15 protein-coding genes and 1 pseudogene are annotated in these 17954 nt (G+C 72.0%); 4 read left to right on the top strand and 12 right to left on the bottom strand.

Annotated elements, in window-relative coordinates:
• Nucleotides 1-29 precede the first annotated feature (29 nt).
• From ACSMXW_RS08560 to ACSMXW_RS08525, 8 genes are all read right to left on the bottom strand, one after another.
• On the bottom strand, nucleotides 30-953 hold the full coding sequence (locus ACSMXW_RS08560; RefSeq protein WP_485804885.1) for a branched-chain amino acid transaminase: 924 nt from the start codon (nucleotides 951-953) through the stop codon (nucleotides 30-32).
• Nucleotides 944-2281, bottom strand: a complete 1338-nt coding sequence (locus ACSMXW_RS08555) for a GNAT family N-acetyltransferase (protein WP_485804884.1) — start codon at nucleotides 2279-2281, stop codon at nucleotides 944-946. Before ACSMXW_RS08555 ends, ACSMXW_RS08560 begins: the two co-directional genes overlap by 10 nt.
• Nucleotides 2278-3510 (bottom strand): ATP-grasp domain-containing protein, encoded by a 1233-nt coding sequence (locus ACSMXW_RS08550; RefSeq protein WP_485804883.1) that lies wholly within the window; start codon nucleotides 3508-3510, stop codon nucleotides 2278-2280. Before ACSMXW_RS08550 ends, ACSMXW_RS08555 begins: the two co-directional genes overlap by 4 nt.
• Nucleotides 3507-4595 (bottom strand): Ldh family oxidoreductase, encoded by a 1089-nt coding sequence (locus tag ACSMXW_RS08545; RefSeq protein WP_485804881.1) that lies wholly within the window; start codon nucleotides 4593-4595, stop codon nucleotides 3507-3509. Before ACSMXW_RS08545 ends, ACSMXW_RS08550 begins: the two co-directional genes overlap by 4 nt.
• Entirely contained in the window at nucleotides 4592-6082 is a 1491-nt protein-coding gene (locus ACSMXW_RS08540; RefSeq protein ID WP_485804879.1) for a GNAT family N-acetyltransferase, read from the bottom strand. Before ACSMXW_RS08540 ends, ACSMXW_RS08545 begins: the two co-directional genes overlap by 4 nt.
• Nucleotides 6079-7386, bottom strand: coding sequence for a KamA family radical SAM protein (locus ACSMXW_RS08535; RefSeq protein ID WP_485804877.1), 1308 nt, complete (start codon nucleotides 7384-7386; stop codon nucleotides 6079-6081). Before ACSMXW_RS08535 ends, ACSMXW_RS08540 begins: the two co-directional genes overlap by 4 nt.
• Before the next feature lie 149 nt (nucleotides 7387-7535).
• A complete protein-coding gene (locus ACSMXW_RS08530; protein WP_485804875.1) occupies nucleotides 7536-8561 on the bottom strand; it encodes an AurF N-oxygenase family protein in 1026 nt (341 codons plus the stop codon).
• Between the two features lie 19 nt (nucleotides 8562-8580).
• Nucleotides 8581-9309, bottom strand: coding sequence for a TauD/TfdA family dioxygenase (locus ACSMXW_RS08525; protein ID WP_485804873.1), 729 nt, complete (start codon nucleotides 9307-9309; stop codon nucleotides 8581-8583).
• Between the two features lie 491 nt (nucleotides 9310-9800).
• Here ACSMXW_RS08525 and ACSMXW_RS08520 point away from each other — a divergent pair, with 491 nt between their 5' ends.
• The 3 genes and pseudogenes from ACSMXW_RS08520 to ACSMXW_RS08510 all read left to right on the top strand — a co-directional run.
• The gene (locus ACSMXW_RS08520; protein WP_485804871.1) at nucleotides 9801-10274 is read left to right on the top strand and encodes a hypothetical protein; all 474 of its coding nucleotides are present in this window, start codon (nucleotides 9801-9803) and stop codon (nucleotides 10272-10274) included.
• Between the two features lie 277 nt (nucleotides 10275-10551).
• Nucleotides 10552-10773, top strand: coding sequence for a hypothetical protein (locus ACSMXW_RS08515; protein ID WP_485804869.1), 222 nt, complete (start codon nucleotides 10552-10554; stop codon nucleotides 10771-10773).
• A pseudogene (locus tag ACSMXW_RS08510) lies at nucleotides 10733-10966 on the top strand (ATP-binding cassette domain-containing protein); the annotation flags it as partial. The gene ACSMXW_RS08515 and the pseudogene ACSMXW_RS08510, both read left to right, overlap by 41 nt.
• A gap of 144 nt (nucleotides 10967-11110) precedes the next feature.
• Here ACSMXW_RS08510 and ACSMXW_RS08505 read toward each other — a convergent pair.
• Nucleotides 11111-12763, bottom strand: coding sequence for a M4 family metallopeptidase (locus ACSMXW_RS08505; protein ID WP_485804867.1), 1653 nt, complete (start codon nucleotides 12761-12763; stop codon nucleotides 11111-11113).
• A 398-nt stretch (nucleotides 12764-13161) separates the two neighbouring features.
• Here ACSMXW_RS08505 and cutA point away from each other — a divergent pair, with 398 nt between their 5' ends.
• Nucleotides 13162-13500 carry a divalent-cation tolerance protein CutA gene (cutA, locus tag ACSMXW_RS08500; RefSeq protein WP_485804865.1) on the top strand — a complete coding sequence of 113 codons (339 nt, stop codon included), beginning with the start codon at nucleotides 13162-13164 and terminating at the stop codon, nucleotides 13498-13500.
• A gap of 364 nt (nucleotides 13501-13864) precedes the next feature.
• Here cutA and ACSMXW_RS08495 read toward each other — a convergent pair whose 3' ends face one another.
• The 3 genes from ACSMXW_RS08495 to ACSMXW_RS08485 are packed head-to-tail and all read right to left on the bottom strand — an operon-like array spanning nucleotide 13865 to nucleotide 17948.
• Nucleotides 13865-16372, bottom strand: coding sequence for a molybdopterin oxidoreductase family protein (locus ACSMXW_RS08495; protein WP_485804863.1), 2508 nt, complete (start codon nucleotides 16370-16372; stop codon nucleotides 13865-13867).
• Between the two features lie 23 nt (nucleotides 16373-16395).
• A complete protein-coding gene (locus ACSMXW_RS08490; RefSeq protein WP_485804862.1) occupies nucleotides 16396-16671 on the bottom strand; it encodes a hypothetical protein in 276 nt (91 codons plus the stop codon).
• Between the two features lie 35 nt (nucleotides 16672-16706).
• On the bottom strand, nucleotides 16707-17948 hold the full coding sequence (locus tag ACSMXW_RS08485; RefSeq protein ID WP_485807894.1) for an RNA polymerase sigma factor: 1242 nt from the start codon (nucleotides 17946-17948) through the stop codon (nucleotides 16707-16709).
• Nucleotides 17949-17954: the final 6 nt, after the last annotated feature.

The following is a 17954-nucleotide window of genomic DNA, read 5'->3' as shown; positions in this document are numbered from 1 at the left end:
GTGGCGTTCCAGAACCGGCCGGACGTGCGTTACCGGACATACGACAGCCAGTTCCGGTAGTGCTCGTCCCGGCCATGCACCACGTCCTGGAACGCATCGCGCAACTGCTTGGTGACCGGCCCGCAGCCCGCCGACGCGAGCGACCGGTCGTCCACCGACGCGACGGGGACGAGCTCCAGGGCGGTGCCCGTCAGGAACGCCTCATCCGCCACGTAGATCTCACCGCGCGTCAGGCTCCGCTCCTCAACGGTGAGCCCCTGGTCGCGGGCGAGCGTGATGATCGTGTCGCGGGTGATGCCGGGGAGGATGTAGTCACTGACCGGAGGGGTGTGCAGAACACCGTCCCGGACGATGAAAAGGTTGGCCGCAGAGGCCTCCGACACGTGCCCACTGGGCGTGAGCATCAGCGCGTCGTCGTAGCCGGCCCGCAGAGCGGCCACCTTGGCGAGCGAGGAGTTGACGCAGGCGCCGGTGGACTTGGCCAGCGGCGGGAGGGAGTTGGCGCTGTTGCGCTGCCAACTGCTGACGGCCAGCCGGCACCCCTCCTGCTCCGCCTTCTCGCCCAGGTACGAGCCCCAGGACCAGGCCGCGATGCTGGTGCGGACGCTGTCCAGGTCGGGCGTGATGCCCATGGTGCCGTAACCGAGGTAGACGATGGGGCGCAGATAGCCGGATTCCAAGCCGGTGCGGCGCAGAAGTTCGAGTGAGGCCTCGGTCAGCCGGTCGACGGTGTACCCCAGGTCCATCAGGTAGACCCGGGCCGAGTCCACCAGCCGCTTGAGGTGCTCGCGCAGCCGGAAGACGGCCGGCCCGTCCGCCGTCGCGTAGGCCCGGATGCCCTCGTAGACGCCCCATCCGTAGTGCAGGCTCGGCGTCAGGACGTGGACCTGTGCCTCCTCCCAGGGGACGAACTCGCCGTTCATCCAGATGGTGCTGGTCGGTGTCAGCTGCATGAAGGGGCTCCCTGGGACGGAGTGGGAGAGGGACTTGTGCCGCGTGCGGCGGCCAGCGAGGCGACGGGGACGGCGGGCGCACCCACCGACGCGAGCCGCCGTTCGATGCTGAGGGACTGCAGGTCGGCGAGATGCCGGTAGACGTCCGTGTTCTGGTGGGAGAAGGAGAACCAGCCCCAGCGTGGCTGGAGTTCACAGCCCCTGGCGTACTTGGCCTGGTAGGCGGCCAGGCCGTAGTGGACACGGCGGACGCCGCGGGCCAGCGCCCAGCGGGCCGTCTCGTGGTAGGTGAGGGCCAGGTAGCATCCGTCGGCGTCGGGGGAGAAGCCGGCCGTACGGGCGAACAGCGCGTCACCGGCCCGGAAGTAGAGCACGAAGCCGCCGAGCCGCCCGTCGCGCTCGCTGCCCAGCACGAGACAGCTCTCGCCCAGCTCGGCACGGACGGCGTCGAAGTCGCGCCGCACCCGGTCGTCGCCGCCCGGCAGGCCGTACTTGGCGCGGTGGGCCACCTGCAGCGCCACCACTTCGTCATCCAGGGCATCGGGGCCGGACCGCACGACGGTGCGCCAGCCGGCCGCCTCGTAGCGCTTCACCTCCTTGCAGATCCGCTGGCGGCGGTGGCTGCCGAGGCCAGCCAGGTAGCCGTCCCAGTCGGTGGCATCGGGCAGGTGCTGTACTCCCTCGGCCCCCAGCAGCACTGCCTGGAATCCGCTCTGCCGCGCCACGTCGTCCACCGCCTGGGCGTATGGCTCTCCGACGTACATCAGAGCACTGCTGCGGCAGCCGAGCTCGGCCGCGGCCCGGCCGAGCAGCACGGGCAGGGCGGCCATCACGGCGGCCCGCTGGGCGGGAGTGCGGTCGGTGGCGTGGACGACTCCGTGATGAGAGCCGAAGACACCGAGCGTGAGGGAGGGGTACTGATCGAGGCGTGCCTGCGGCAAGGCCGCAACCAAGTCGTTCCAGCGCCCCTGGTCGGCCGGGTCCAGGAGATCGGGTTCGGCCATCGAGCCCACTGTCCCGATCACCCGGGGCGGGTCGTAGAACAGCAGTCCGCCGCTCTTGCGGGTCAGCAGCAGCGGAGCCAGGGCGACGGTGCGACCGCCGTCGCACACCCGTAGGTAGCGCACCTCGTGCAGGTCGGTCCGCTCTGTGAAGCGCCACCAGCGGACGTCCTCCCAGATCACGCCGGGGCGATGGAGGGCGGGGAAGTCACCAGCGGTCGGCCGGGTGCCGGGCGGGAGGAGGTGTCCCTCCAGCGCGGGCTGGGCCGACCCGGATGCCTCGGCCGGCGGTTGCTGCGGCCGTACGGTCGTCGTGATGTCGTTCATCGGGCGGCTCCGGTCACGGCTTCCAGCTCCCACGCGAGACCGGCGGTGGCCAGCGTCACGGTCGATTCCAACGCGGCTGTCAGACGGTCGTCGTCCTCTGCGGTGACCACCCAGCTCGCCACGAAGTCACCTGACTTGCGTCGGGCGTACCGGTCACCGCCCCAGTCCTCCCCAACCGAGCTGTGGACCGTGAAGTCCAGTGCCCCCGCGACGGCTTGGGGAGCGCGGCGGATCCGTCCCCGCAACGGTGGCAGCCCACAGCACGCGGCGAGTGGAGCAGCGGCGGTGTGCGCGCGCACGGCGTCCAGGTCGTTGGGCAGGCCGCACTCCACCCGGGCCCACAGCTCGCGGGGGTCGATGCCGAGGACGTGCCGCAGCATGACCGGGATGGTGCCGCCGGCCACGCGACCGGCCACCTCGCAGAGCACCACCTGTCCGTCGGGGGTCACGAAGAACTCGGCGTGCACGCACACCGTGGGCGGGGAGGGAAGGGCCTCGATCAGCCGCCATGTCTCGGCGATCAGCCGCGGTCGCAGCGGATCGTCCGGCGGCAGCGTGCGCGAGCCGTGCGGGCTGTCGGACCAGTGCGACAGACAGCCGGGCGTGGTGTAGCGGGAGGCCACCGCGGCCACCGGGGTGCCGGCCACCCGGAAGGCGTCCACGTGGTGGAGCTGGCCCTCGACGAACTTCTCCACCTCGTACGGGGTCGAGGCGAGCGCCTCGGCGCTCAGCGCAGATGCCTGGGCCGGGGTCTCCACCACGTGCACGCCGGTGGCTCCCGACGCGCCCCGCGGCTTGACAACGACCGGTCCGCCGTGCATGGCGAGGAAGTCGGTGATGTCGGAGAGCTGGTGCACGGGCGCGAAGTCGGGCACCCGGACTCCGGCGGCCCGCGCGTACTCCTTCATGAGGATCTTGTCGCGGTACGCGGCGGCTGCCGGCGGGTCGAAGCCCGGCATGCCGAACTCGGCGCGCAGCGCGGCCGCGCGGAAGAGGTCGGACTCCGCGAGTGCGACCAGCGTCGTAGGCCGGTGCCGCGCCACGAGGTCGCGAGCCGCTGCCAGGACCGCCTCGTCGTCGGCGTACTCCGGGACCGTGCATACCTCGCGGAAGCCGTCGCCCAGCCGTGCCGAGGCGGGCGCCACGGCGACCATGCGCCCGGCCAGTTCGGGCAGCCAGCGGGCGAACGGCAGGTGGGAGTGACGGGGACTGATCAGGAGGAGGGTCACAGTACGGACGCCCCCTCCCGCCCCGGACCGATGACCGGACCGGGCACACCGAGGCGGTCGGCCAGTTCGGCCAGCCGTCCCGCGGTGCCGGCGTCCAGCGGGATTCCCGCCGCCCGCCGCTGGTGTTCGTGCGCGCGCTGGGGATCGCCGGGCGCGAGCACGGCCTCCTCGCCGGCCCGGGGCGCCGTGCGTACGGTGTCCAGCAGCTCGGCCAAGCCAGCGGTGAACTGTTCCTCGCCGGCGAACGCGGCGGGATCGATCGCCAACACGAAGTGGCCCACCTGCCGGTTCCGCCCCGGAGTGCCCGCGCCCACCTGGGACAGCCGCCAGTCCGGCGGCATGCCGGTCAGGACTGCCCCCAGCAGGGTGACCGCCATCGCGAGCCCTTGTCCCTTGTACCCGCCGAGCGGCGACAGGGCGTGCGCCGCCTCCGGATCCTCGGTGGGCTGCCCCGTGACGTCTGTGGCCCAGCCCCGGTCGAGCTGTCGACCCTCCGTCCGGCGCTGCTTGATCTCGCCGAAGCAGACCTGGCTGGTCGCCATGTCGAGGGCGAACTCCCGCTCGTCGGAGCCGGCCGCCACACTGATCGGATTGGTGCCGAACAGGGGATCGACACCTCCGAACGGGGCCGTCCGGGAGGCCGCGGAGGTCACCGCTAGGCCCACCAGACCGACACGCGCGAGCCGCCGGGTGTAGACGGAAGCCGCCCCGAAGTGGTTGGAGGAGCACACGCCGACCGCCGCGACGCCGAAGCGCGCCGCCCGCTCGGCCGCGTGCCGGGCGGCGGCGAGGCCCGCCAGGACACCGAGGGCACCGTCGGCATCCAGCAGCAGTCCGGCTCCCTTGTCCCGGACGACGGTGATGCGGGCCCGGGCGTTGGCCACGCCGCTCGACAGCTCGTCGAGGTACTGCCCGAGCAGGCGCAGACCGTGCGTATCGATACCCCGCAGGGACGTATCGACCAGGGCGTCAGCCACCTGCTCGGCGTCGCTGTGGGGAACGTCGGCCGCGGTGAGTGCGGCGGTCGCGAGGGTCCGCGCCGCCCGCTCCTCGATCAGCGCCCGCGTGAGGGTGTTCGTGGTCATTCCGGGCTCCAGTACATGAGCAGGTGAGGTCCGAGACCGGGCCGCTCGAACATGTCGCCGACGGTCCGGAACCCGTGCTGTTGGAAGAAGCCGGCCGCTTCGGCGCGGGCGGTGCCCCACACGGCACCTGCGCCGTCCAGCACGGCGTGGGTGAGTGCGGTGCGCAGCAGCGCGCTGCCCAGGCCCGTGCCGCGGGCCTCCTCGAGGACGGCCATGCCGCGCAGCCGGCGGCCGGTGCCGGGGCCGAGACCGGGTATGGGGCGCTCGGTCGGCGGGTCCTCGGGCAGCAGGGAACAGGCGCCCGTCAGACGCCCGACGTCCAGCGCGGCGAGGTGTCGGGCAGCGGGGTGGTCGTCCTGTTGGTAGTGGGCGTTCTCGACGGACTCGCCGGCCCGCAGCACCCGATGCCGGAGCGGCCGGACCTCCTCCACGGCTACCGGCCGCACCCGCCAGCCGCGTTCGTGCGGGTCGGGCAGGAAGCCTGAGCCCGGCCGGTCGGGCAGCGTGACCCGGCCGGCCTCGTCAACCGCGAGGCCGTGTCCGGTATCGACCGCGTTCAGTGCGACCGAGTCGACGTCCAAGTGGTCGGCGAGAGAGGCGAGATGAACGGTGGCGGTGAGGCCCGCCGCCGACTCCGGCATGCAGCCCAGCATGGTGATCAGCCCGCGTTCCCGGGCGCTGCGCAGCAGCTCCAGGGCTGGGGTCAGGCCGCCCGCCTTCATCGGCTTCACGTTGATGCCGTGGAACGCCGTTGCGCAGGCGTCCAGGTCGGCGACGGAGGTGATGCTCTCGTCGGCCAGCACTGGCACCGGGCTCGCCTCCTTGAGCACCTCAGCGTCCCGCCAGGCGGAGCGCGGGAAGGGCTGTTCGATGAGAGCGACACCCAGTTCCCGCATGCCGTCCAGGGCGGCGAGCGTGTCGGCGCCAGCCCAGCCGCAGTTGCCGTCCACGTAGAACGGCGCGTCGGTGTGACGGCGCAGTTCGGCCAGGACCGACAGGTCACTGGGGTCGGCGAGTTTGACCTTGTAGGCAGACCAGCCGAGCCGCTCGCGCAGCTTGACGACCATCATCTCTTTGTCGTCCAGGCCTATGCTGTAGCTGGAGCGTGCGCCCGTCGGCGCCGCCAGACCGAGGGCCTGCCACAGCGGTACGCCGAGCAGTCTGGCCCGCAGATCGTGCACCGCGGTGTCCAGCGCGGCCAGCAGGAACGGCGACTCGGGCAGCTGCGCGGCGAGGGTCTTCCAGACCGCGAACGGGTCGTCGGGGGTCAGTTCGCGCAGCACCGGGGCGAGCTGGCGCAGGTCGGTGTGCATCCGGTCGAGGTCGGAGTTGTAGTGGTCGGTCATGAAGGCAGAGGCTTCGCCGAAGCCGCTGATGCCGTCCTGTTTCACCTCGAGGATCAGCGCGCGCTGCACGGGGATCGCCTCGCGGGCGGAGCGCCACAGATGGCGCTGCGTGATGCTGATCTCGTGCGCGGTGACCTTCACCGGGCACCCGCCGGTATCAGCGGGAGGGACGGGCGGGAGCTCTCGGGGAACCACGAGCCGAGCGCAGGCCGGAGGTGGTCCAGCCACTCCGCGGCAGGGTCGTACGCGGCGAAGAAGTGCCGGCCGACGAGCTCGGGGTCGCGGGCTTGCAGCATGCGCAGTGAGAAGACGCGTTCCCCGGCGACGGTAGCCACGCCGTCGACCACGACCTTGCCGGGCGCGGCCGACATCACCGGGCCTCGTGCGCTGCGGGCCAGACCGGAGACGCCGCGCACGGCATCGGTGTAGATGTCCAGTGCCCGGGCCAGTGGCACGCCGAAGTAGCTGCGGGCGCCTGTGTCACGTTCCACGAACATGTAGTAAGGCACGACGCCCAGTTCGACCTGTCGTTGCCACATGTGTGCCCATACGGCGGGGTCGTCGTTGACGTGGGCGATCAGCGGGGCCTGGGCGCGGATCACCGCACCGGTGGCCCGGATCCGGGCGATGGCGCGACGGACCAGGGTGCCCTCGAGCTCCCTGGGGTGGGAGAAGTGCGCCATGACCGTGACATGGCGGCCGGCCGCGATGCTGTTCTCGAACAGTCGCAGCAGCTCGTCGGCGTCGGCGTCCCCGACGAAACGATCGGGCCAGTAGGCGAGGGACTTGGTGCCGAACCGCAGAGTCCGCACCTGTTCCATGGCGGGATCGAGCAGAGGGTCGACCCAGCGGCGCAGCACCGCCGTCTTCATGATCATGGGGTCGCCGCCGGTGAACAGCACGTCGGTGACCCTGGGCTGCGTGGCGACGTAGCCGGTCAGGTCGGCGGGATCGCGCAGGGCCTGCCGGAGTTCGGCGACGCCCACGAACTGGGCCCACCGGAAGCAGTAGCCGCAGTAGGAGTGGCAGGTCTGTCCCTGTGACGGAAAGACCAGAACCGTTTCCGCGTATTTGTGCTGTAACCCGTGAAGCCGACGCCCGTCGAGCGTCGGGACATTGGCCTCCAACTGGTCACCGGGGTGTGGGTTGAGTAGTGTCTGGGCGTCGGCAGCCGCCTTGCGCACCACCTCGCGCGGGGCGCCGGCGTCCAGCAGGCCCGCGATGGTGTCGTAGGTCTCCGGGGGCAGCATGTCCCGGTGCGGGAACGTGAGCCGGAAGACCGGGTCGTCGGGCGCCGCCGACCAGTCGATCAACTCGTCGGCGACGTACTCGTTGACCTTGAAGGGCAGGACGGAGGACACGACCCGCAGGTCGCGCAGGTAGTCCTCCGGCAGCCCGCGGCTGCGGGCCAGGTCTGCCAGGCGTTCGTGGGAGAAAGTTTTCATCCGGGAGGAACCTCAGGTCTGTCGGTGGGGACCCGCGCAGCGTGGCGAGCGGGCGGGTCGGTAACCCGTCCGCCTGACGGCGGCCCCAGTGTTCTTGCACATCGATGGCGGCAGAGCCCTCTTGACCGTGGACGCCATCTCTTTACGAATCAGGCGCTGGCGATGTGGGAACGGGACCAGTCGAAGTCGACCTGCTCGGTCACACCCAGCTGCTCGACCAAGCTGTGCAGCCCTGTGTACTCGCGCACCAGCCGCTTGCGGCCGCTGTCGGCCTGACAGTCCCTCAGCATCTGCCGGCCCCCGGGGATGCCGGTGAGGTCCATGATCCGTTCCCAGGTGGTGTAGTCGTTGGCGACGAACGCCTCCAGGCCCGCCACCAGCATGTCCAGGAAGAACCTACGCTGCCGGGCATCAAGCTTGTCGTAGACCATCTCGGCCAGTACGGCGGAAATCGAGGCGTGGCAGTACTCGTCGCGGTTGTGCAGCTTCGCCGTCGCGCTGTTGATGACTTGGATGTCCTTGTCGTCGGCGAGGAGGTCCAGATAGGCGTTGATGGAGATCTCGGAGACGGTCGCGAACGCCAGGGTGGTCAGCGATCGCTGCCACCGCTCGCTCGCGCCCTCCCGCAGCCGCTGGTGCACGCGTGCCGTGTGCGACAGAGGCAGTTCGTGGTCGGGCATGGCCATGCCGCGCCTACGGCGGGTCACCGCGCTGGCATTGAGGTGCATCAGGGTGTGGTACTGCTCATCGACCATGGCCTGCGCCAGTGACAGGTTGAGCGCCTCACCCTGAAGCGCGGGATACTCGCCCTCCATGACCAGGGCGAAGGCCGGGTTGGCCACCTTCTGCTCGGCCATCACCGTGTGCCGATTGTAGGCGATCCAGGCCCAGCTCAGCACTTCCGAGCGTTTCTCGGGGGAGAGCGCCTGCCATGTCGGGTGGTCGTGGAAGGGGAGGACCCGTTCGGGATAGTCCGCCAGCTCCGGATCGAACAGGTCGTCAAGATCGGGCTCTTCGCGTTTGACCGTGGCCCGGCGGTGCCAGTTGCCCACGAGGCGCCGTATGACGGCATTCTCCACGGGGTCGTCGGGATCGTAGGTCGGGATGCCGTCGGGCAGCTCGGGGATCGGCTCTTCGGTGGACAGGGCGGAGTCGCCGTTCATCAGGTCCTTCATGAGTGGAGGGGAGGAGTGGTCAGACCCGCTCGGAGAGCCAGTAGCGGGTCAGGTGACGCCGCACGTCCTGATACTCGGAGCGGGCGTGCAACATGCGCTGGTTGTCCCAGATGAAGAGGGACTCCTCCGGGATGAGGACGGATACCTTGTGCTCTCGGAAGAACTCCTCTGCCTTGTGCGCCAGTTCGAGGCCGAGTCGGCCGAGGGGCAGGGTCTCGGGGTCGGGATCGGCGTCAACCGGAGGGTCGTAGTGGCCGGCCGTGAGCAGGTTGTAGCTGAAGCGGATGATCTCCCGGCCACCGGAGTCCTGTTCCACCATGGGCCGGCGCACCCCTTGCGTGCCGGTCCCGCCGGTGTTGTGCCCGAGCCAGTCGACGTGTCTCTCCCGGGCGGCCCGGGACGCGGTGGTGTCCAGCCCGGCCAGGAGCTCCCGCGCATCGGCGAGTTCGGTGTGTCCGCTCCCGCACTTCGCCTGAACCCGGCAGTGCAGGGCCAGATAGCGCGGCGGCGGCGCCCAGCCCGGGGCCTCGGTGTGGACGAGAATGGTGTTCGTGCTCTTGGAGTAGCGGCGGTCCTCGAAGCCCGGGGCCGCCTTCACCTGGTAGCGCAACTGCCCGTCGTACTGGGGCATCAGGTCGCCGAACGGGGAGAGTGCCTCGGCGGCCTCCTCGTCGGAGTGGATCCCATGGACCAGGGTGTAACCCTGGTCGAGCAGTTCCTGGGCATGCTGATGGACTGCGGTGGTCATGGACTGGCCTTCCTCGTGCAAGTGTCAGGTGCCGCGCCGGCGGCCCGAACAGCAACGGCGTGAGGCGGATGACGGGTAAGGAGATTGCGTCGAATCCCTGGAGGAGCGGCGACGGTCGCCCGCGCAGGGTGGCCACGGGGATAGGCTTCCTCAAGGCGTACACCGGTGGGTCATGTTGCGCTCACCGGCCACCCCGTGTCCCTTTTGCTCCGTTGCTCCCCTGTGGCCCCCTGTTCTGTACGTCTGCTAGGCGATCGTCCATAAGGTCGGCCTTGTGCCGATATCTGGTCACGCGCTCAACGAGTCTGCCAGTAATCTCCCCGTCACCCAAAGGAAGCAGGCAGCAAGAAGTTGCACCTTCATGATCTTGAGGGGAGATCATAGGTGTACCTATCAGGCAATTTGGTTACCGCTCTGGCGCCCGCCACATCGGGCAGAGCACCCACACGGGTACCGCACTGTCAGGGCACAGCTCACCCACTGGCGCACTGATGTCGGCGAAGGTGACGGACTTCGACGTCACCAAGGGCAGCGGCCCTTCGGCGGACCCCCGGGCTTTCTGCTCCACCAGCACCTCGACAACAACCGGCGCCCCTCAGGAGACTGCGCCCGGCGCCGCGCCGGAGCTCATGAAGCTCGTGGCTGGACTCCTGGCCAAGTACCCGGCCGACCGCCCGGAGGGCGCCGATGTTCTTTTCGGAGTGCTGGACCGCAAGTCCTCCCCGGCCTGTGCCTCCCGAGCTGGTGATACCTGGGTGGTGCGTGTCCTGTGGGGGACGGACGAGACCAAGGAAGACCGCACGTATCAGACGCGGTTCTCTGCTGCTGTCCAGTCCGGCGACGTGGCGTCGCAGGACTCAGCGAGTGCGTTGTCCGGGCTGGAGCCGATCGCGCTCACGGACCACCGGACGCGGGCTCTGTGGCAGGCTCCGGCGAACGCCCGGCTGGTGTACCTGACGCCGTGATCGGTGTGCAGTACCGGCCCTGGCGAGGACCGGCCTGATTGTCGCCTCGGGCCGCGACTCGCAACGCCACCGCGTCCGCCTTGAACTCCGGCGGATACTCCGTCGTGAACACGAGATGTCCGTTCTCAGAGCCTCAAGATCCAGCGTCTCGTGTGTCCAAGATCAGAGGTCAAGCCCGGATGCAAAGCATCGTCAAGAAGGTCTTGGCGGAGCCTGCCGACGAGCAGAGTGCCTGGTTCGAGAAGGCCATGACGGCCGCGTGCAGCCGGAGCGGCACGTGATCCTGTGGCTCAAGGCTCGCCGCGTCCCCACGGTCCTCGCCGTCACGCTCCTGCTCTTCGCCGTCCTCGCGGTCTTCGTCGGCGATGTGGTCGTCGTCCTGCCCTCCCTGGTCGGCGGTACGCAGGTTGCCCTCGGTCTTCCTGACCGGTCTGATGTTGTGCTCGCGCGCCCTTTCCGTCGCCTACGTGGGCTGGCTCAAGGGCATGAGCCGCGATGAAGCCTGGAGCCGGGCGCGCCGGGCGCTCGCCCGTGTGCAACTGACGGACAAAGTCAACGCGAAGAGCGGCCAGCTCTCCGGCGGACAGCTGCGCCGGGTCGGTGTGGCAGCAGCTCTCGTGCACGACGCCCGCATCCTGCTCCTCGACGAGCCGACGGCCGGAATGGACCCGCAGCAGCGACGCGTCTTCCGTCGGCGCGCACGCTCGCCGCAAACGGCCGGAAGCCCACGTACCTCCAGTACGAGGGCTTCCGGCCGGCACGCCGAGTGCGGGTGTGCGTGCCGCTTATGCGGCTTCGGTGCCTCTCCCGCTTCGGCGCCCCGGCGCCTCGGGCGGCTACTTCACCGACACCGCCGTCCAGGCCGCGGCAACGGCCTTGTACTCGGTGCTGTCCGCGCCGTACAGGTCCTTCGCCGCGGAGAGCGTGGCCGTGCGGGCGCCCGCGTAGTCGGTGGACGAGGTCATGTAGACCGTGAGCGCGCGGTACCAGATCGCGCCCAGCTTGTCCGTGCCGATCCCGTTCAGCGAGGAACCGTCGCAGGTGGTGCCGTCGCTCCGCACGCCACCGATCACCTTGGGCCCGGAGCCCTCGGCGAGCAGGTAGGCGAAGTGGTTCGCCACCCCGGACGAGTAGTGCACGTCCAGGTTCTTGAGCGAGGCGTCCCAGCAGTCCGCCGACTTGCCGTCCTTGGAGGGCTGGTCCATGAACCGCAGCGCCTTCGTCCCGGCGCCTGACCTCACCACGTTCTCGCCGATCAGGAAGTCACCGGGGTCCGCGGGGTTCTTCGCGTAGAACTCCACCAGCGTGCCGAAGATGTCGCTCGTCGCCTCGTTCAGCCCGCCGGACTCGCCCGAGTAGGTGAGGCCGGCGGTGGCCGCGGTGACCCCGTGCGACATCTCGTGGCCCGCCACGTCCAGCGCCACCAGCGGCCCGAACGTGCTGCCGTCGCCGTCGCCGTAGGTCATGCAGAAGCAGGAGTCGTCCCAGAAGGCGTTGTTGTACTTGTTGCCGTAGTGGACGCGGTTGTACGAGCCCTTGCCGTCGCCCGCGATGCCGTTCCTGCCGTGCACGTTCTTGTAGTAGTCCCAGGTGACGTCGGTGCCGTACTGGGCGTCGACGGCCGCGCTCGACCGGTCGGACTCCGTGCCGCTGCCCCAGTGGTTGTCGGCGTCGGTGAACAGCACCGCCGGCGCGCGGCTGATGCAGATGGACAGGATGCACACGTCGGTCTTGTTCTGGGCGTCGCCCGTGTACGTGCCGCCGCGGGTCGCGTCCGACAGTTGGTACTGCGAGCCGCTCTGCGTGGTGTTCAGCGGGACGGTGCCGCCGTAGAGCGACCTGCCGTCTCCGGTGACGGTCTCCAGCGCGTCCCAGGAGTCGATCCGGGCGCCGCTCAGCGCATCGGTGATCACCACCCGGGCGACCGGGTTGCCGAGCGAGTCCTTGCCCGCGGCGCTGGTCCGCCAGGCCAGCCGCGGCGCGCCGTGCAGCGCGTCCACCACCAGCTCCGGCTTGCTCACGATGCTGGTCAGCCGCTGGCCGCGGTGCGCGCCGCGCAGGGCGTCGGCACCCAGGTCCGCGGCCCGCCGCGAGGACAGCGCCGGGGTGACGGAGGGCACGGACACCGCCCCGGACGCCGCGCGGTCGGCGCCCCGGTAGGTGCCGTTCGGGGCCAGATGGACGACGAAGTCGCCGCCCAGCACGGGGAGGCCGCGGAACGTCCGGTCGTAGCGCACGTGCTGGCTGCCGTCCCGGTCCACGATCACATCGCGGACGGTGTTCTTCTCGGCATGGGTGAGGTCCAGGCCCGCGGCGTGGCCGATGAGCGCGGTGGCCGCGTGGCGGATGGCGTCGGCCCGGCTCCACCGGGGTGCCGCGTCCGCCCCCGCGGTGGGGACCAGGGCCGCGGCCATCAGGGTGACGGCCGCCGCCAGGACGCCGGCGAGGGTGAGGGGAGTGGGGATACGGGGTGCTCGGAGGTGTCTCATCGTGTCGTCGGCCTCCTCGGCAACGCGGGAGAGCGCGCGCACGGGCACGCTGATGTTCCCTCAGGTGTAGGGGGTAATGATTGGCATGTCCATACCCCCTCGGGGGCGGGCCGCGGCAAGGGGGTGGCGACGGGCGTGGGCCGGTGCGCCACGCGTGAGGCAGGAGCACGGCGAACGCCGGTGCGACACGGATCCGCCGGCGGGAGCCGTGGGGACGAGTCGCGGCACGGGAACCGTGGGTCGAAGGTCGTGGCACGGGAACCGTGGGTCGAGGTCGTGGCACGAGGGTCGTGGCACGGGACTCAGGACACAAGACTCGGGGACGAGATTCGGGGCCGGGACTCGGGGGACGAGATCCGGGGGGACGAGATTCGGGGGGACGAGAGGAGAAACGCCTGATGACGAGCAACATCAGCCCCTCCGCATGGCTGACCGTGCTGACCACCACGGACGCCGTGGACAAGGCGGAACGCCTGGCGCACGGCGCGATTGAGGCCCGGCACGCCGCATGTGCGCAGATCAACGGGCCGGTGACGTCCGTCTACCGCTGGCAGGGTGAGATCGAGACCGCGCAGGAGTGGCAGATCCTCTTCAAGACCAGCGAGGGCCGCTACCCGGAGCTGGAGTCGTGGCTGCTCTCGGCGCACGACTACGACACGCCCGAGATCATCGCCACACCCGTGGTGCGCGGCAGCGCCGGCTACCTGGCCTGGCTCGAGCAGGAGACGGCCGGGTAGGCTGACCCGGCCGCCCGCTCCGGTGGCCGCGCGGTTCCCCGCGCCCCTGGTGGGCCGGCCTGTGGCCGGATGTGGCAGGGGCTGTGCCGTTGGGCTGCGGTGATCTGCGGGGGAGTGGTGGTGGGTTGCGCAGTTCCCCGGCGGCCCTTCTGGACCGGCCTGCGGCCGGATGCGGCAGGGGCTGCGCCTTCCGGTTGTGGCGATCTGCGGGCGTCTCGGTGGCTGGTCGCGCGGTTTCCCGCGCCCCTTCCAAGGCCTCGGGCAGGCCGGGAGCCCCGGACGGGAAGGCCCCGGTTGCGCGGGAGTGTGTGGTACGGCACCGTGCGACCCGCGCTCCCCGCCTCGCCCCGGGCCGCCCGCGCACTCAGTCCTCCGCGCGCTCCACCCGCACGGCGCACACCTTGAACTCGGGCATGCGGGAGGTCGGGTCGAGCGCCGGGTTGGTCAGGGAGTTGGCGCGGCCCTCGCCCGGCCAGTGGAACGGCATGAAGACCGTGTCCGCCCGGATGGCGGTGCTGATGCGGGCCGGCGCCACGGCCCGGCCGCGCCGGGAGACCACGGCCACCCGCTCGCCCTCGGCGACCCCGATCCGGGCGGCCAGCCGCGGGTGCAGCTGCACGAACGGGCCCGGCTCCGCGGCATTGAGCTCGGCCACCCGCCGCGTCTGCGCGCCGGACTGGTACTGGGCCAGCACCCGCCCGGTGGTGAGCAGCACAGGGTACTCGTCGTCCGGCTCCTCCGCGGCCGGCCGGTGCGTCACCGGCACGAACCGGGCGCGGCCGTCCTCGGTCGCGAAGCGGTCCAGGAAGAGGCGGGGGGTGCCGGCGGGCTCGGCACTCCCCGGCAGCCTGGCGCCGACGGCCGTCCCGAGAGAGCCAGGGGTCGCCGTCCGGCCGGGGGCGGTTGCCCCGCCGGGGACGGCTGATCCGCTGGGGGCGGACGATCCGCCGGGGTCGGCTGCCCCGCCGGGGTCGGTTGCCCCGCCGGGGTCGGCTGCCCCGCCGGGGACGGCTGCCCCGCCGGGGACGGCCGAGTGGATGAGGGCGGTCGCCCCACCGCGGGCGGCCGGGTGGACGGGTGTGGCTGAGTTGCCGGAGGCGGCCGCCTCGCCGGGGGCTGCCGCGTGGCCGGGGGCTGCCGCGTGGCCGGGGGTTGCCGCGTGGCCGGGGGCTGCCGCGTGGCCGGGGGAGGCCCCCTCCGCCCCGGCCGACGGGTCCTCCTCCGCGTCCGCCGGGCACGGCCAGAAGATGCCGTCGCCGGTCGCGAGGGCCTGGTAGGTGATGCCGGAGTAGTCCGCGGGCCCGCCCGCCGACGCCCGGCGGAGCTCGGCGAAGACCTCCTCCGGGTCCGCGGGGAAGCCCTTCTCCACACCCAGCCGGGCGGCGAGTTCACCGAGCACGGCCAGGTCCGACCGGACCCCCGGCGGCGCCGCGACCGCCTGCCGCCGGAGCAGCACGCGCCCCTCCAGATTGGTGACCGTGCCCGTCTCCTCGGCCCACTGGGTCACCGGCAGCACCACGTCCGCGAGTGCCGCGGTCTCCGAGAGCACCACGTCGGCCACCGCGAGGAAGTCGAGCCCCCGCAGCCGTTCCTCCACATGCGCGGCCCGCGGCGCCGACACCACCGGATTGGACCCCATCAGCAGCAGTGCCCGGACCTCGGAGCCCAGCGCGTCCAGCAGCTCGTAGGCGCTGCGGCCCGGCCCCGGCAGCCGGTCCGGGTCGACTCCCCACACCTCGGCGACGTGCCGCCGCGCCGCCGGGTCCGTCAGCTTGCGGTAGCCGGGCAGCTGGTCGGCCTTCTGGCCGTGCTCGCGGCCGCCCTGGCCGTTGCCCTGACCGGTCAGGGCCCCGTACCCGGACAGTGGCCGGCCCGCGCGGCCCGTGGCCAGGCAGAGGTTGATCCAGGCCCCGACCGTGTCGGTGCCCTTGGACTGCTGCTCGGGCCCGCGGGCGGTGAGCACCATGGACGTCCCGGCCGTGCAGAACAGGCGCACCGCCTCGCGCAGCAGCGGCACCGGGACGCCCGTGATCCGCTCCACGTGCTCCGGCCAGTGCGCCATCGCCGCGGCCCGCGCCTGCTCCCAGCCGGTCGTCCGCTCCCGTATGAACTCCTCGTCCGTGTGGCCCCCGGCCACTACCAGGTGCAGCAGGCCGAGCGCGAGGGCCAGGTCGGTGCCCGGCCGCGGGGCCAGGTGCAGGTCGGCCTGCTCCGCGGTCCTGGTGCGGCGCGGGTCGACGACGATCAGCCGGCCGCCGTTCTCCTTCAGCTCCGTGAGGTAGCGCAGCGCCGGGGGCATCGTCTCGGCCAGGTTGGAGCCGACCAGGATCACACAGCCGGTGCGGGCGACGTCCGCAAGCGGGAACGGCAGGCCGCGGTCCAGACCGAACGCCCGCTGCTGCCCGGCCGCCGCGGACGCCATGCAGAACCGGCCGTTGTAGTCGATCTGCGAGGTGCCCAGCACCACCCGCGCGAACTTCCCCAGCGCATACGCCTTCTCGTTGGTCAGCCCCCCACCGCCGAACACCCCGCAGGCGTCCGCGCCGTGCTCCGCCCGCACCCGCGCGAGCCCCTCGGCCACCCGGTCCAGGGCCTGTGGCCAGCTCGCCGGCACGAGGCGCCCGGACGGGGCCCGCACCAGCGGCTCGGTCAGCCGGGCGGCGGGGGAGAGCAGGGCCGGGGCCGTGCGGCCCTTGCCGCACAGCGCACCGCGGTTCACCGGGAAGCCGGGGCGCTCCAGGACGTCCACGCCCGCCGGGCCCGGGGCAAGGTTCATGCCGCACTGGAGTGCGCAGTACGGGCAGTGGGTGGGGACCGGAGCGGCAGCCGCGGTGGGGGCGGTGGGCGGGGTCGGCAGGCTCAGCGGGTGCATGACCGCACGCTCCCGCCTGCGTGTTACGGCACCCGGCCGCACCGGTTACGGCGCCGGTACGGTGGGCTCCCCGCAGCGGCGGGGGCGCGGTGAGGCGACGCACGGCGGGGCGCCCGGCGCTGCCCGCCGGCGATCGAGGTGATCGAGCGGCCGGGGTAGGGCGGCAGGTCGCGGGCGGCCCGGACGACTTCCTCCGTGGCGATGGCGGCGACGGTGGCGATGGCGGCGACGGTGGCGATGGCGGCGACGGTGGCGATGGCGGCGACGGTGGCGCGCCCGCCGGACCCGGCCGCGGGCACGGGCGGCGGCCCTCTCCGCGAAGATCCGCGACCCGTCAGCGATCCCGGCGGGCGTTCAGCCGGGCGGCCTCGTTGAGCCGGGCGGCCTGGCGTGTCAGGTGGTCGCGCTCGGCGAGGTTGGACGCCTTGTGGGCCGCCTCGGCGTACAGCCGTGCCGCCGTCGCCAGGTCGCCGTCGCGCTCGTGGAGGTACGCCGCCACCGCGGCGTGGCGGGGGATGGAGTATCCCCTGCTTGAGCGAGGCCGAGAGCTTGGTGAAGAGTCGTCCAGCGCCGCGAGCGCCGCCAGGCCGGCGCGCGGTCCGTCGGCCTCCCCGACGGCGACCGCGCGGTTGAGCCGGACGACCGGGCTGTCCGTCAGGCGCGTGAGCTCGTCGTACCACTCGACGATCTGCACCCAGTCGGTCTCCTCGGCGCTGGGCGCGTCGGCGTGGAGGGCCGCGATGGCGGCCTGGGCCTGGTACTCGCCCAGCCGGTCGCGGGCGAGGGCCGCCTGGAGGATCCCGACGCCCTCGGCGATCAACGCCGTGTCCCACCGGCCGCGGTCCTGCTCGGCGAGCGGCACCAGGCTGCCGTCCGACGTGGTCCGGGCGGCACGCCGGGCGTGGTGGAGCAGCATGAGGGCGAGCAGCCCCGCCACCTCGGGGTGACGGGCCGCGGCCGCGAGCTGCCGGGTCAGCCGGATGGCCTCGGCGGCGAGGTCGACGTCGCCGGAGTAGCCCTCGTTGAAGACCAGGTAGAGGACGCGCAGCACCGTGGCGACGTCGCCGGGCCGGTCGAGACGCACGCCGGCCACGGTGCGCTTGGCCCGGCTGATCCGCTGCGCCATCGTCGCCTCGGGCACCAGGTAGGCCTCGGCGATCTGGCGGGTGGTCAGCCCACCGACGGCGCGCAGTGTGAGCGCGACCGCCGATGCCGGGGTCAGCGACGGGTGGGCGCACAGGAAGTAGAGCTGGAGCGTGTCGTCCACCGCGGGGGCCGGCCCGGGCGCCGGCTCGTCCTCGAAGCGGTCCTCACGCCGGCGGCGGGCGGCGTCGGCGCGGGTCGCGTCGAGGAACTTGCGCCAGGCCACGGTGACCAGCCAGCCCTTGGGATCGCGAATGGGGTCTTCCCCGGCCGGGCGGCGCCCGGCGTCCGGGGAAGGGCCGGCCGCCCGGACCCGGAGCGCCTCGACGAGCGCGTCCTGCACGGCGTCCTCGGCCGCCGCGAAGTCGGCTCCGCGGCGGACGAGGACGGTGAGCACGCTCGGCGTGAGGCTCCTGAGCAGGACCTCGTCCATCGGTGA

The sequence above is a fragment of the Streptomyces sp. DSM 116793 genome, assembly GCF_057320905.1.
Note: the sequence above shows the minus strand (reverse complement) of the source record. Positions and strands in the feature narration are given on the sequence as shown.